Origin of the sequence: Sulfitobacter sp. 1A12779 (assembly GCF_043557315.1) — a bacterium.
Classification (GTDB): Bacteria; Pseudomonadota; Alphaproteobacteria; order Rhodobacterales; family Rhodobacteraceae; genus Sulfitobacter; species Sulfitobacter faviae.
On the sequence record NZ_JBIFFU010000007.1, the window covers coordinates 69,106 to 82,033 of the forward strand.

A 12,928-nucleotide genomic window follows, 5' to 3' on the forward strand; every position below is an offset into this window, starting at 1 on the left:
TCCGGCCGTATCGCCATGATCGCCCTTTTGGTGGCCTTTGGCGTGGTCGGGCTGATGATCTGGATCGGCGGCTAGCGGCGCGCGCGCCGCGCCTGCGCCCAAAAGACCGCTTGGTTTGGGGGGCGATTTGGGGCATGACAGCGGCGCATCCGCTATCGCACCAAAGGCCCGCCCATGACCCAGTTCTTCACCAATCTGCGCCTTCTCGACCCTCAGGCTGGCACGCTTGAGCCTGCTGCGGTTCTGGTCCGCAACGGGGTGATTGCCGAGCTTTTGGACGATGGAGCCACAACGCCCGAGGACGCGGAACTGGTCGATTGTGGTGGCCATATCCTCGCCCCCGGTATCGTCGACATCGGCGTCAAAGTTTGCGAACCGGGCGAGCGGCACAAGGAAAGCTACCGCTCTGCAGGCCTTGCCGCGGCGGCGGGCGGGGTAACCACCATGGTCACGCGCCCGGACACCGATCCTGCCATCGACAGCCCCGAGACGCTCGAATTCGTCACCCGCCGCGCCAATGAGGCAGCACCGGTGAACGTCGTGCCCATGGCCGCGCTCACCAAGGGCCGCGAAGGGCGCGAGATGACCGAGATCGGTTTCCTGATGGACGCAGGTGCCGCCGCCTTCACCGATTGCGACCGCGTGGTGACGGATACCAAGGTCTTCTCCCGCGCGCTCACCTATGCCCGCAGCCTCGGCGCGTTGGTCATCGCGCATCCGCAGGATCCGGGGCTGAGCAAGGGGGCGACCGTCACCTCGGGCAAATTCGCCTCATTGCGCGGCTTGCCTGCCGTCTCGCCCATGGCCGAGCGGATGGGGCTGGACCGCGATATCGCCCTCATTGAGATGACCGGCGCGCGCTACCACGCCGACCAGATCACCACCGCCCGCGCCCTGCCCGCGCTGGAGCGTGCCAAGCGCAACGGGCTCGACATCACCGCCGGTGTGGGCATCCACCATCTGACTCTTAACGCGCTCGACGTGGCCGACTACCGCACCTTCTTCAAGGTGAAGCCGCCGCTGCGGGACGAAGAGGATCGCATCGCCGTGGTTGAAGCCGTCGCCAGCGGCCTGATCGACATCATCTGCTCCATGCACACCCCGCAGGACGAAGAGAGCAAACGCCTGCCCTTCGAGGAGGCCGCCAGCGGCGCAGTGGGGCTGGAGACGCTGCTGCCCGCCGCGATGCGTCTGGTCCATGCCGAGATGATGGATCTGCCCACGCTCTGGCGCGCGCTGTCGCTGAACCCGGCCAAACGCCTCGGCCTGCCCGGCGGGCGGATTGCCGTGGGGGCGCCTGCGGATATGGTGCTGTTCAATCCCGATGCGCCCTTCGTGCTGGACCGCGCGACGCTGCGGTCGAAATCCCGCAACACGCCCTTTGACGGGATGCGGATGCAGGGTAAGGTCGTGGCAACTTATGTAGCAGGTTCCTGCGTTTACGAGGCGAATTGATGCCCCCTATCGAGACTTCCGTTGAATTGATCCTTTTCTGGGCGCTGGCAGGCTATGTCATCGGCTCTATCGCCTTTGGCATGTTGCTGGCGCGGCTGATGGGGCTGGGCAACCTGCGCAGCATTGGATCGGGCAACATCGGCGCGACCAACGTGCTGCGCACCGGCAACAAGAAGGCGGCGGCGCTGACCCTGCTGCTGGACGGGGCCAAGGGGGCCGTGGCGGTGCTGTTGGCCCGTGCCTTCGCGGGCGAAGATGCGGCGCAGGCGGCGGCGCTTGGTGCGATGATCGGCCATTGCTACCCGGTCTGGCTGGGCTTTCGTGGCGGCAAGGGCGTGGCGACCTTTCTGGGCCTTATGCTTGCGCTCGCTTGGCCCGTCGGGCTGGCCTGCTGTGCGGTCTGGCTGGCGACGGCGGCACTCTCGCGCATCTCGTCCCTATCCGCACTGGCGGCGGCAGCAAGCTCGACCTTTTTGCTGATTTTCCTCGGCTACGGGGAAATGCTGCTGTTGGGCATCGCCCTGACATTGCTGATCTTTTGGCGGCACCGTGACAATATCAGCCGGATCCGCGCAGGCACGGAATCGCGCATCGGACAGAAAGGCTGACACCGCCCGAGGGCGGCCTCAGCCTATTTCCCGTTCAGTAGGAATATTCCGCGTAGATACGGCTCAGATCGCCGTTCCATGGGCCGTGGTAATCCGCCAACAGATCGTCAGCAGGCACGCGGCCCGTCTCGATGCTGTCGCGCAGGGCGTTGAGGAAATGCGTCTCATCCGGCACCAGCCCACCGGCGCCGGGACGGGCGCGGGCTTTCAGCCCCGCCTCTGACAGGGCCACGGCCTCGCGCGCCAGATCATGCATCTTGAGCCCGCCCACCTCGGCCTGAAGGCCGTGGGTGGAGGCGGCGATGCGCAATTCTTCCCGTGTCTCGGCATCCCAGCCTTTGACCAAATCCCACGCGCCATCCAGCGCGCTTTGGTCGTACATCAGCCCGACCCAGAAGGCCGGCAGGGCACAAAGCCGCCGCCACGGGCCGCCATCGGCGCCGCGCATCTCGATGAACTTCTTAACCCGCGCCTCGGGGAAGAGCGTGGTCAGGTGGTCGGCCCAATCGCTCAGCGTCGGCTTCTCGCCGGGCAGCGCGGGCAACTCGCCTTTCAAAAAGTCGCGGAAGGACTGGCCGAGCGCGTCGATATACTTGCCGTCGCGGTAGACAAAATACATCGGCACATCGAGCGCGTATTGCACCCAAGCCTCAAAGCCGAAGCCCTCATCAAAAACGAAGGGGATCATGCCCGTGCGCGCGTCATCCAGATGCCGCCAGACCAGCCCGCGAGTGGATTTCACGCCGTTGGGTTTGCCGTCAAGGAAGGGCGAATTGGCGAAAAGCGCATTGGCGATGGGCTGCATCGCCACGGCGACGCGCATCTTCTGCACCATGTCAGCCTCGCTCGCGAAGTCGAGGTTGACCTGAACGGTGCAGGTGCGGCGCATCATGGTGGTGCCCATGGTGCCGACCTTTTGCATATAGCCATCCATCAGCTTGTAACGGCCCTTGGGCATCAGATCCATCTGCTCATGCGACCACTCGGGCGCGGCGCCCAGACCGATGAAACCGACGCCGATCTCATCGGCCACGTCTTTCACCTCGCGCAGGTGGGTGTTCACCTCGTCGCAGGTCTCGTGAATGGTCTCGACCGGGGCGCCCGAGAGTTCCAACTGGCCGCCCGGCTCAAGGCTGATGTTGGCCCCGTCTTTCTCAAGCCCGATCAGCTTGCCACCCTCTTCGACAGGGGACCAATTGTGGCGGTCGCGCAGCCCTTCCAGCATCACCCGGATCGAGCGTTCCCCCTCATAGGGGAGCGGTTTGAGCGTGTCCTTGCAATAGCCGAACTTCTCATGCTCGGTGCCGATGCGCCACTGCTCGCGCGGCTTGCAGCCGTCCGCCAGATACTGCGCCATCTGGTCGTGATGTTCGATCGGGCCGCCGCCGGATTGAGGAATGGACATATGCGAGGGCTCCGTTTTGAAGGGTCGTCTTGGGTGTCTTCTAAGTTGTCGACGTGGCGTCGCGTCTAGCAGGGATGGGCGGATTTGACGGGGCTGTCAATGCAGCAAGACATGCGCCGGGCGCAGCGGCGCGCGCTCCCAGATCACAACGGCGTCATGGCGGGTCTTGCGTAGCTCAAAGAGCATCCGCTCGGTGCGCAGCCCCGGCAGGGCGGCGAAAGCATCAAACAGCGCCTCGGAGCCCGCGGCGTTCACCGGGATCAACAGGGGCGTCTCATCGTCGCGCGGCTCAAGCCGCCAATGGGCCGGAAACATCTGCCGGTCGAGGCTCAGCCGCTGCAACTCGCGCAGGGCGACCGTGCCGCCGGTCAGCGGGCCAAAGTAGGTGATCTGCCCCTCGACGACCTGCACCGCGCCCGCACCATCGCCCTGCCCGCGAAAGCGCGCGCGTTGCACGCCGAGCCAAATCAGCGCGGCACCGCCCGCCAGCGCCGCATAGCCGGGCACCGCCAGCAAGAAACCGGGGCCCGCGACCAGCCAAAGGCCAAGGCCCATCAGCCCGCCGCCGACAATCGCTTCGCGCCAGCGCCAAAGCTGGTCGCGGGCGCCTTGGCGCAGGAAACTCATCGGGCCACCCTTTGCATCACCAATCTCCCAAAGCCTGCTGCCACATGGTCATCGCCGCCACGGCCGCCGTATCGGCCCGCAGGATGCGCGGGCCGAGCGTGACCGCATGGGCGTGATCGAAACTGTGCAGCCGTTTGCGCTCGCCCTCGGAAAAGCCGCCCTCGGGGCCGATCAGAATGGCCCATGGCCCCTGCGCATCCGGCGGCAGCGCACCGCTTTCCCCGGCCAGAGCCTCATCGCAGAACATGATCTGACGGCTGCTGCCCCACTGATCCAACAACCGCCCCAGCTTCTCAGCCTCGGCCACTTCTGGCACATAGGTGCCGCCGCATTGCTCTGCCGCCTCGACCGCATGGGCCTGTAGGCGCGACTGCTGCACGCGGCCCGCGTTGGTAAACTCGGTCATCACCGGCACGATGCGCGCGGCCCCCATCTCAGCCGCTTTTTCGACGATGAAATCGGTGCGGGTCTTTTTGATCGGGGCAAAGAGCAGCCACAGGTCGGGCGGCATTTGCAAGGGGCGGGTCTGTTCGACACAGGTCAGCACCCCGCCGCGCTTGCCCGCCTCGGCGACCTCGGCCAGCCATTCGCCATCGCGCCCGTTGAACAAAAGCACCCCGGCCCCAACCGTGAGCCGCATCACCCCAAAGAGGTAATGCGCCTGCTCGCGCGCCAAAGGAACCGTTTGCCCCTGCCCCAAGGGCTGATCTACATACAATCTGATTTTCGCGTTCATAGGGCCAGATATATGCACAACCAGCCGCCTTCGCCAGATGCTACGCCCGATGCGCCTGTTGCCGATGCGGTGGCCGACAATTGGGTCGACCGTCACGCCCCGGCGGGGCTGCGCCCCTACCTGCGGCTGAGCCGCGCGGATCGGCCCATTGGCACATGGCTGCTGCTGCTGCCCTGCTGGTGGGGGCTGAGCCTTGCAATCCTCTTCGACCAGTCGCCGCGGTGGGAGGATCTGTGGATCTTCGCTGGCTGCGGCATCGGCGCCTTCCTGATGCGCGGCGCAGGCTGCACATGGAACGACATCACCGACCGGCATATCGACGGTAAGGTCGCCCGCACCCGGCTGCGGCCCATCCCCTCGGGCGCGGTATCGGTGAAACAGGCGCTGGCGTGGATGGTGGGGCAGATGCTGCTCGCGCTCCTGATCCTGCTGTCTTTCAACCAAGCGGCCATCGCCATGGGCGTGCTGGCGCTTTTGCCGGTGGCGGTCTACCCCTTTGCCAAACGTTTCACGTGGTGGCCGCAGGTCTTTCTGGGCCTCGCCTTTAACTGGGGCGCCATGCTGGCTTGGACGGCCCATGCGGGCACGCTGCATGCGCCTGCCGTGGTGCTCTACCTCGCGGGCATCGCTTGGACGCTGTTTTATGACACGATCTATGCCCATCAGGATGCCGAGGATGACGCGCTGATCGGCGTGAAATCCACCGCACGGCTCTTTGGTGAGAATTCCGGCAAATGGCTGCGGCGCTTCCTGATGGCCACGGTGGGGCTGATGGGGATTGCCGTGATCTATGCCGGGCTGCCCCAAGCCTCGGTGCTGGCGCTGGCGCTGGCCCTTGGCGGGCCTTGGGCGATGGGATGGCATATGGCATGGCAGCTGCGCGGGCTGGATACCAAGGACAATGCCAAGCTTTTGCAGCTCTTCCGGGCCAACCGCGATACCGGCATGATCCCGCTGTTGTTTTTCGCGGCAAGCTTGCTGGCCTGATTGCACCCCCGGCAGGACGCGCGTATCAAGTCGCAAGCTTAACAATTAGAAGTCCGCCCATGCGCCTCTCCGCCATTTTCACGATCGCCCTGACCTTTGCAGCCGCAGCGGTGGTCTCTCTGGTGGCGGCGAGCTTTTCGGTACAACTGATCGAAGACACCTCGGAAATTGGCGTGCGTGACGCGCTGGACGCGCAGGGCATGACATGGGCCGAAGTGCAGGCCGATGGCTTGCAGGTCACCCTCGCCGGGATCGCGCCGACCGAGGCCGTGCGCTTTCGCGCCCTGTCGACCGCAGGCACCGTGGTCGACGCCGCCCGCGTCATCGACGAGATGGAGGTCGAGGCCCAATCCGGCATCGCCCCGCCGCGTTTCTCTGCCGAAGTGCTGCGCAATGACGCGGGCATCTCGATCATCGGCCTGATCCCCACCAGCACCGACCGCGAGGCGGTGATCGACGCCTTTGGCGACATGGCGGGCGACGCCTCGGTCACCGATCTTCTGGAATCCGCGGATTATCCTGCGCCCGAAGGCTGGGAAGACGCGCTGAGCTTTGCCGTGCAGGCGATGGCCGACCTGCCCCGCGCCAAAGCCTCGGTCGATGCGGGGCGGGTGACCATCACCGCCATCGCCGACAGCGCCGCCGCCAAGGCGCAGATGGAACGTAAACTGCAACGCGCCGCCCCGCCCAGCCTGCGGCTGCGGCTGGACATCGCGGCCCCGCGCCCGGTGATCACGCCCTTCACCCTGCGGTTTGAGATCGACGCAGAAGGCGCGCGTTTCGATGCCTGCTCTGCCGATACCGAAGCCGCCGCCGACCGTATCTTGAAAGCGGGCATCACCGCCGGCGCGCCTGAGAGCGCCGATTGCACAATCGGTCTGGGCGTGCCCAGCCCGAACTGGGGCCGCGCCGTGGCGCTGACCATCGACGCGCTGCGCCGCCTGGGCCAAGGCAGCATCTCTTTCGCCGATGCGGACATCACCCTGCTGGCCGCGCCCGGCACCGAGTCCACCACATTCGACCGCGTGGTGGGCGAATTGGAAAACGCGCTTCCCGATGTCTTTGCCCTGACCGCGAAACTGCCCGAGGTCGAAGACCCAGAAGCAGGCCCGCCCGAGTTCACCGTGACCCTCTCGCCCGAGGGGCAGGTGCAACTGCGCGGACGGCTCTCAAACGAGGGGCTGCGCGATCTGGCCGACAGCTACGCGAAATCGCATTTCGGCTCGGCCAACGTCTATACCGCCGCGCGGCTGGACGAGACCCTGCCGGGCGATTGGGCCACCCGCGTCCTGACAGGGCTTGAGGCCATGGCCTCCCTCGCCAACGGCTCTGTCAAAGTTACCCCCGACCGGCTTGAGGTGATGGGCAACACCGGCAACAAGGACGCCAACACCACCGTCGCCTCGCTCTTGGCCGACAAGCTGGGCGAAGGGGCCGATTACAGCATCGACATCACCTATCAAGAAAAGCTCGACCCCATCGCGGGCCTGCCGACACCGGAAGAATGCGAAGCCGAAATTCGCGAAATCCTGAAAATTGGCAAGATCACCTTTGAGCCGGGCAGCGCCACGATTGACGCCTCCGCACTTGGGACGATGGACGATATCGCCGAGGTGCTGAAAAACTGCGGCGACATCCGGCTGGAGATTCAGGGCTACACCGACAGTCAGGGCCGCGAATCGATGAACCTGTCACTGTCGCAAAGCCGCGCGGAATCGGTTCTGAATGAATTGCGCGCGCGTCGGGTGCTGACATCCTCCTTCGTGGCCAAAGGCTATGGCGAGGAAAACCCCATCGCAGACAACAAGACCGAAGAGGGCCGCGAAGCCAACCGCCGCATCGAATTCCGCCTGATCCAGCCCGAGGCCGAGACCCCCGAGGAAGAAACAGCGCTGGAATCTGCTGAAGAAACGGGCGATACCACGGCAGAAGAGATCGGGGAATCCGACGAAACCGAAGAAGGCAGCGGTGATGAGCAGAACTGAGTTTGTCCTGGCAACAGCCATCATTCTTTTCGTGGCCTTCTACATGGGATGGTTCGCCAATTGGCTGCTGAACCGCTTTACCCGCGTGGCCGCTGATGATGTGGCCCAGCTGGACCGGATGAGCCAAGAGCTGCACGAGGCCGAGGAAACCCGCGATCAGGCGATCACCTATCTGCAACAGCGCGAGGCCGAGTTGACCAACCAACTCGCCCAGACCGAGGCCGAGTTGCGCGCCGCGATGGACGGGCTGCGCGACGCCCGCCATGAGGCCGAGGAGATGCGCGCCTATATCGAACGTCAGAAAGCCTAACCCAGACCTTCGGAGCCCTGCCATGGCCAAACTCGCCCATTCCATGATCCGTGTCTTTGATGAGGCGGCATCGGTAAAGTTCTACGAAGACGTGTTCGGGCTGAAAATCGCGGACCGTCTGGATTTCGACAGTTTCACCCTGATCTACCTGCGCGACGCCACGGGCGCCTTTGAGCTTGAGTTGACCGTCAACAAGGACCGCGAGACCCCTTACGATCTGGGCGACGGCTATGGGCATCTGGCCTTCGTGGTCGACGACCTTGAAGCGGCGCGCGAGACCGCGATCAAAGCCGGTGCCACCCCGCGCGAGATCGTTGATTTCCGCCCCGCCGGAGAGACAGTGGCGAAGTTCTTTTTCGTGGCAGACCCCGATGGCTACCAGATCGAAGTCATCGAAAGAGGCGGGCGTTTCGCCTGAGCCGAAGGCTCACCAACGCGTCAACGCCGCCTCGTCTTCGTCTTTCGCGGCGACCCAAATGTCCCCCTCTGCCGTGATCTCGCGCTTCCAAAAGGGTGCGCGGGATTTGAGGTAATCCATCAGGAACTCCGCCGCCTCGAACGCATGGCGGCGGTGCCGCGCGGCCGTGGCGACCATCATGATCTGCTCCCCCGGCACCAGACGCCCGTAGCGGTGGATCACCAGCGCATCCTGCAGATCGAACCGCGCCATCGCTTGCTGCGCAATCTCGCGCAGGGCCTTTTCGGTCATCCCGGGGTAATGCTCGATTTCCATCGCGCTCAGCGTGCCCGCATCATTGTCGCGCACCACGCCTGTAAAGGTCACGATCGCGCCGCTGCTCCCCTCGCCCGTGGCAAAGCGCGCGGCCTCCTCACCCAGATCAAAGGGCGCTTCCTGCACCAAAACGCGCATCGCTCAGCCCCCAGTCATCGGGGGGAAGAACGCCACCTCGCGCGCGCCTTGCAACGGGGCGTCAAATTCGGTCAGCTCCTGATCCACGGCAACCCGCAGCGCGGAAAGGTCGGAAAAGGCCACTTCGTAGCGCTCCTCCCGGCCCCGCAATTCTTCGACCAATTCGGCCACCGTGGCGGCTTGGCTCTCGACCCGTTCGCGGGGTAGGCCGATGCGTTCGCGGACCCATGCGAAATACAAAACATCCATTAGCGTGGCTCCTTCAGATGCGGCAGCGCCTTGCGCAGATAGTCAAAGCCGGTGATGGCGGTCAGCACGGCGGCGACCCACAAGAGCGCCAGTCCCAGCAGCCCGGCCCATTCCATCCCGGCGAGTTTCCAGCCCAGCCCGAGATGATCTTCGACCTCGCCATCAAGGATCGCTTCGATCATCTGCTGGTCCATCCCGAAAACGCTCATCCCCAGGTAATGTTCGAACACGCCTTGCGAAAACAGCACGGCGATGGCGATCATCTGCAATGTCGTCTTCCACTTGGCCAGTTGAGTCACCTTCAACGTGCCGGCGACATCGCCCAGATACTCCCGCAGGCCCGAGACAAAGACCTCGCGAAACAGGATCAACGTGGCGGGCAAGACCAACCACGGCGACCAGCTGGAAAAGGCGACGATTACCATGAGCGCGATCACGACCATCGCCTTGTCGGCAATCGGGTCAAGCATGGCGCCGAGTTTGGTTTCCTGCGCCCAAGCGCGGGCAAGGTAGCCATCAAACCAATCCGTCACCGCCGCCCCGACAAAGAGCAGCAGGGCGAACCAATCGGCATAGGGGCGCGTAAAATAGAGAAACATGACCGCCACACCGGGGGCCGCGACCAGCCTGAGCAGGGTCAGGATATTGGGCAAATTCCATTTCATGACGTTATCCTATCTTGCGCCGTTCGTGGCTGAAAGGACGAAACCGCCCCGCCTGCGGGCCGTCTCCACCACGGGGCCGCCCGCCCTAGCCTTTTTCATGGAAATAGCCGTAGATCGTCTCGGCCAGTGCATCCGATACGCCCTCGACCGCCTTGAGATCGCTGAGGTTCGCGCGGCTCACCGCCTTGGCCGAACCGAAATGCGCCAGCAGCGCCCGCTTGCGCGCAGCGCCGACGCCCGGCACATCGTCGAGCGGCGTGGCGCTGACCCCCTTGGCCCGTTTGGCACGGTGGGTGCCAATGGCGAAACGGTGCGCCTCATCCCGCAGGCGCTGCACGAAATAAAGCACCGGATCGTTGTGGCGCAGCGCCATGGGCCGTTTGCCGACGCGGTGGAACTCTTCCTTGCCCGCGTCGCGGTCAATGCCCTTGGCCACGCCCACCATGGGAATATCCTCGACCCCATGCTGCGCCATGATAGAGGCCACGGCGCTCACCTGCCCCGCGCCGCCGTCGATCAGCAGCAGATCAGGCCAAAGGCCGCGGCTGCGGTCCGGGTCTTCTTTGATAAGCCGCTTGAACCGGCGGTGCAGCACCTCTTTCATCATGCCAAAGTCATCGCCGGGCGTCAGGTCATCGCCGCGGATGTTGAACTTGCGGTACTGGTTTTTCATCATGCCTTCCGGCCCCGCCACGATCATCGCGCCGACGGCATCGGTGCCTTGGATATGCGAGTTGTCGTAAACCTCGATCCGCTCGGGCGGCTTGGGCAGGTCAAAGGCATCGGCCAGCCCCTGCAAGAGCTTGGTCTGGGTCGCCGTCTCGGCCATCTTGCGGGCAAGGCTTTCGCGCGCATTGCGCAGGGCCCCGTCGACCAATTCGGCCTTCTCGCCCCGTTTCGGCACCAGCAGTTCGACCTTACGGCCCAGTTTGCCGCTGAGCGCCTCGGCCATCAGATCGGGGTTCTCGATCTCATTGCTGAGGATCAACTGCCGCGGCGGCTCGCGGGTGTCGTAGAACTGGCCGATGAAGGCCTCCAGCACCTCGGCGGCGTCGATCTCGCTCCCGATCCGAGGGTAGTAGTCATGGTTGCCCCAGTTCTGGTTGGCACGGATGAAGAAGACCTGCACGCAGGCCTGACCGTTTTCCATATGCAGCGCGATAATGTCGGCCTCGTTCACCCCCTGCGGGTTGATGCCTTGAGCGGTCTGAACCTGCGTCAGCGCCTTGATCCGGTCGCGCAGGGCGGCGGCGCGTTCGAACTCCATCGCCTCTGACGCCTCTTCCATGTCCCGCGCCAAACTGCCCTGAATATCCGTCGATTTGCCACTTAGAAACCGCTCGGCATCGCGCACGGTCTCGCGGTAATCCTCGGCCGAGATTTTGCCGACGCAGGGGGCGGAGCAGCGTTTGATCTGATGCTGCAAACAGGGCCGCGTGCGGCTGTCGAACATCGCGTTGGAACAGTCCCGCAACAGGAACACCCGTTGCAGTTGGTTCAGCGTCCGGTTCACCGCGCCCGCGCTGGCGAAGGGGCCGTAGTAGCTCCCCTTCTCCTTCTTCGCGCCGCGGTGTTTCTTGATCTGCGGGTAGTCGTGATCGGCGGTGACAAGGATATTGGGAAAGCTCTTGTCGTCGCGCAGCAGCACGTTGAACTTGGGCTTGAGCTGCTTGATCAGGTTCTGTTCGAGCAGCAGCGCCTCGGTCTCTGTCTTGGTGGTCAGAAACATCATCGAGGCGGTATTGGCGATCATTCGCGAGATCCGCGCCGAATGCCCCGTGGGCCGCGCGTAGGACGACACCCGCGCCCGCAGGTTCCGCGCCTTGCCGACGTAAAGCACGCGGCTTTCCGAATCGAGCATCCGATAGACGCCCGGCGAGGAATCGAGCGACTTCAGATAGGCTTGAATCACCTTGCGGCCTTGCGGCGGAGGGCTGTCGTTGGGCGTGGTCATCTCAGGCGCTGATTCTCGTGCTTCGCTGCAATAGGACGGCAATGGGGGCAAGCTTTAACATGTCCACCAAACATGTGGATAACTCTGCCGATAACTTCTGGGCATCTTGGATTTCTCTTTGTTTTTAACATGGTTCGCTGATTTGCCTAATTTTTAGGCGCGCCCATAATATCCTGATTTCGTTCATTCTTTTGTTTACCATGAAACAAGCCTCTGAAAACAAAAGGGTTTCGGTAACACTTTGGTTACATAGGTTAAGGACGTGCAAAACTTCCCGCATGCGCGTCAGTTTCGGGGGCTTTTAGGGCTTGTTTCCCATTGCAAATGCTCTCCGCCATCTGTGCAAATAAGCTGCCCCGTGACCCCCGGCGAATCGATGAAATACCCCAGTGCCGCCGTGATATCCTCAGGGTTGGCCCCTCGCCCCAGAACCGTGCCGCGGCGCTGCGCGGCAAAGTCATCGGGGTCTTGATGCGGGCCTTGCAGGGTCGGGCCGGGCCCGATGCCATTCACGCGGATCGCGGGGGCCAGCGCCTGCGCGGTGGTGCGCGTCATCGCCCAAAGGCCCATTTTGGCGATCGTATAGGTGGTGAATTCCGGCGTCAGATTGCGCACCCGCTGATCAAGCATATTGACGATCAAACCGCTGGCACGCGGCTCTCCCCCGGCGTCGGTATCGGGGGTCAACCCCTGCCCCGCCATCGCCTGCGTCAAAACGAAAGGCGCGCGCAGGTTGCTGCCCATATGGCGATCCCAGCTTTCGCGCGTGGCGCTGGCGATATCGTCCTGCTCGAAAATCGAGGCGTTGTTCACAAGGCAGGTGATCGGCCCGCCGAGCGCCTTGACCGCGCGGGGCAAAAGCGCTGCGGCTGCGGTGTCGTCGAGAAGGTCAGCTTGCAGGGCCACGGCGCGGCGGCCCATGGCCGCAATCTCGGCGACGGTCGCCTCGGCTCCGCTTTGCGAGGTGGCGTAATGCACCGCCACATCAAAGCCGCGCTGCCCGAGGTAGAGCGCCATGGCGCGGCCCAGACGTTGCCCGGCTCCGGTCACCAATGCCCGCCGCATCTGCCGCCCTC

The 12,928-nt window shown here is 64.0% G+C and carries 14 protein-coding genes; 6 read left to right on the forward strand and 8 right to left on the reverse strand.

All coding sequences use genetic code 11. The features are described from left to right. Positions 1–174: 174 nt before the first annotated feature. Together pyrC and plsY are read left to right on the forward strand one after the other, a co-directional pair. Positions 175–1,455: a dihydroorotase gene (gene pyrC, locus ACGYLQ_RS10085; protein ID WP_394442703.1), complete on the forward strand. Its 1,281-nt coding sequence runs from the start codon at positions 175–177 to the stop codon at positions 1,453–1,455. Further along, positions 1,455–2,063 (forward strand): glycerol-3-phosphate 1-O-acyltransferase PlsY, encoded by a 609-nt coding sequence (gene plsY / locus ACGYLQ_RS10090; RefSeq protein ID WP_394442706.1) that lies wholly within the window; start codon positions 1,455–1,457, stop codon positions 2,061–2,063. Before pyrC ends, plsY begins: the two co-directional genes overlap by 1 nt. Before the next feature lie 34 nt (positions 2,064–2,097). Here plsY and ACGYLQ_RS10095 read toward each other — a convergent pair whose 3' ends face one another. From ACGYLQ_RS10095 to ACGYLQ_RS10105, 3 genes are all read right to left on the reverse strand, one after another. After that, a complete protein-coding gene (locus ACGYLQ_RS10095) occupies positions 2,098–3,468 on the reverse strand; it encodes a glutamate--cysteine ligase (RefSeq protein WP_271688211.1) in 1,371 nt (456 codons plus the stop codon). Positions 3,469–3,564: 96 nt separating this feature from the next. Continuing rightward, positions 3,565–4,095 (reverse strand): hypothetical protein, encoded by a 531-nt coding sequence (locus tag ACGYLQ_RS10100; RefSeq protein WP_067265571.1) that lies wholly within the window; start codon positions 4,093–4,095, stop codon positions 3,565–3,567. A gap of 16 nt (positions 4,096–4,111) precedes the next feature. Further along, positions 4,112–4,831, reverse strand: a complete 720-nt coding sequence (locus tag ACGYLQ_RS10105) for a 16S rRNA (uracil(1498)-N(3))-methyltransferase (protein WP_394442709.1) — start codon at positions 4,829–4,831, stop codon at positions 4,112–4,114. Positions 4,832–4,843: 12 nt separating this feature from the next. Here ACGYLQ_RS10105 and ubiA point away from each other — a divergent pair, with 12 nt between their 5' ends. From ubiA to ACGYLQ_RS10125, 4 genes are read left to right on the forward strand one after another with little or no spacing between them, the layout of a single operon-like run. Then, positions 4,844–5,818: a 4-hydroxybenzoate octaprenyltransferase gene (gene ubiA, locus ACGYLQ_RS10110; RefSeq protein WP_271688214.1), complete on the forward strand. Its 975-nt coding sequence runs from the start codon at positions 4,844–4,846 to the stop codon at positions 5,816–5,818. 59 nt (positions 5,819–5,877) lie between these two features. Then, on the forward strand, positions 5,878–7,803 hold the full coding sequence (locus ACGYLQ_RS10115; protein ID WP_394442712.1) for an OmpA family protein: 1,926 nt from the start codon (positions 5,878–5,880) through the stop codon (positions 7,801–7,803). After that, positions 7,790–8,113 carry a hypothetical protein gene (locus ACGYLQ_RS10120; RefSeq protein WP_394442715.1) on the forward strand — a complete coding sequence of 108 codons (324 nt, stop codon included), beginning with the start codon at positions 7,790–7,792 and terminating at the stop codon, positions 8,111–8,113. Before ACGYLQ_RS10115 ends, ACGYLQ_RS10120 begins: the two co-directional genes overlap by 14 nt. A 22-nt stretch (positions 8,114–8,135) precedes the next feature. Then, positions 8,136–8,531: a VOC family protein gene (locus ACGYLQ_RS10125; protein WP_394442718.1), complete on the forward strand. Its 396-nt coding sequence runs from the start codon at positions 8,136–8,138 to the stop codon at positions 8,529–8,531. Positions 8,532–8,540: 9 nt separating this feature from the next. Here ACGYLQ_RS10125 and ACGYLQ_RS10130 read toward each other — a convergent pair whose 3' ends face one another. The 5 genes from ACGYLQ_RS10130 to ACGYLQ_RS10150 form a co-directional block, all read right to left on the reverse strand. Next, positions 8,541–8,984 carry a molybdenum cofactor biosynthesis protein MoaE gene (locus ACGYLQ_RS10130; RefSeq protein ID WP_394442721.1) on the reverse strand — a complete coding sequence of 148 codons (444 nt, stop codon included), beginning with the start codon at positions 8,982–8,984 and terminating at the stop codon, positions 8,541–8,543. A gap of 3 nt (positions 8,985–8,987) precedes the next feature. Continuing rightward, positions 8,988–9,233, reverse strand: coding sequence for a molybdopterin converting factor subunit 1 (gene moaD / locus ACGYLQ_RS10135; RefSeq protein WP_394442724.1), 246 nt, complete (start codon positions 9,231–9,233; stop codon positions 8,988–8,990). Then, positions 9,233–9,898 (reverse strand): CDP-diacylglycerol--glycerol-3-phosphate 3-phosphatidyltransferase, encoded by a 666-nt coding sequence (pgsA, locus tag ACGYLQ_RS10140; RefSeq protein WP_067265553.1) that lies wholly within the window; start codon positions 9,896–9,898, stop codon positions 9,233–9,235. Before pgsA ends, moaD begins: the two co-directional genes overlap by 1 nt. An 85-nt stretch (positions 9,899–9,983) precedes the next feature. Then, positions 9,984–11,852: an excinuclease ABC subunit UvrC gene (gene uvrC / locus ACGYLQ_RS10145; protein WP_394442727.1), complete on the reverse strand. Its 1,869-nt coding sequence runs from the start codon at positions 11,850–11,852 to the stop codon at positions 9,984–9,986. Positions 11,853–12,137: 285 nt separating this feature from the next. Then, a complete protein-coding gene (locus ACGYLQ_RS10150) occupies positions 12,138–12,917 on the reverse strand; it encodes an SDR family oxidoreductase (protein ID WP_394442730.1) in 780 nt (259 codons plus the stop codon). Between the last annotated feature and the right edge of the window lie 11 nt (positions 12,918–12,928).

What these genes read in the sequence shown, in the direction of transcription:
- pyrC (WP_394442703.1), top strand. Translation starts at nt 175, where the DNA reads ATGACCCAGTTCTTCACCAATCTGCGCCTTCTCGACCCTCAGGCTGGC.
- plsY (WP_394442706.1), top strand. Translation starts at nt 1,455, where the DNA reads ATGCCCCCTATCGAGACTTCCGTTGAATTGATCCTTTTCTGGGCGCTG.
- ACGYLQ_RS10095 (WP_271688211.1), bottom strand. Translation starts at nt 3,468, where the DNA reads ATGTCCATTCCTCAATCCGGCGGCGGCCCGATCGAACATCACGACCAG.
- ACGYLQ_RS10100 (WP_067265571.1), bottom strand. Translation starts at nt 4,095, where the DNA reads ATGAGTTTCCTGCGCCAAGGCGCCCGCGACCAGCTTTGGCGCTGGCGC.
- ACGYLQ_RS10105 (WP_394442709.1), bottom strand. Translation starts at nt 4,831, where the DNA reads ATGAACGCGAAAATCAGATTGTATGTAGATCAGCCCTTGGGGCAGGGG.
- ubiA (WP_271688214.1), top strand. Translation starts at nt 4,844, where the DNA reads ATGCACAACCAGCCGCCTTCGCCAGATGCTACGCCCGATGCGCCTGTT.
- ACGYLQ_RS10115 (WP_394442712.1), top strand. Translation starts at nt 5,878, where the DNA reads ATGCGCCTCTCCGCCATTTTCACGATCGCCCTGACCTTTGCAGCCGCA.
- ACGYLQ_RS10120 (WP_394442715.1), top strand. Translation starts at nt 7,790, where the DNA reads ATGAGCAGAACTGAGTTTGTCCTGGCAACAGCCATCATTCTTTTCGTG.
- ACGYLQ_RS10125 (WP_394442718.1), top strand. Translation starts at nt 8,136, where the DNA reads ATGGCCAAACTCGCCCATTCCATGATCCGTGTCTTTGATGAGGCGGCA.
- ACGYLQ_RS10130 (WP_394442721.1), bottom strand. Translation starts at nt 8,984, where the DNA reads ATGCGCGTTTTGGTGCAGGAAGCGCCCTTTGATCTGGGTGAGGAGGCC.
- moaD (WP_394442724.1), bottom strand. Translation starts at nt 9,233, where the DNA reads ATGGATGTTTTGTATTTCGCATGGGTCCGCGAACGCATCGGCCTACCC.
- pgsA (WP_067265553.1), bottom strand. Translation starts at nt 9,898, where the DNA reads ATGAAATGGAATTTGCCCAATATCCTGACCCTGCTCAGGCTGGTCGCG.
- uvrC (WP_394442727.1), bottom strand. Translation starts at nt 11,852, where the DNA reads ATGACCACGCCCAACGACAGCCCTCCGCCGCAAGGCCGCAAGGTGATT.
- ACGYLQ_RS10150 (WP_394442730.1), bottom strand. Translation starts at nt 12,917, where the DNA reads ATGCGGCGGGCATTGGTGACCGGAGCCGGGCAACGTCTGGGCCGCGCC.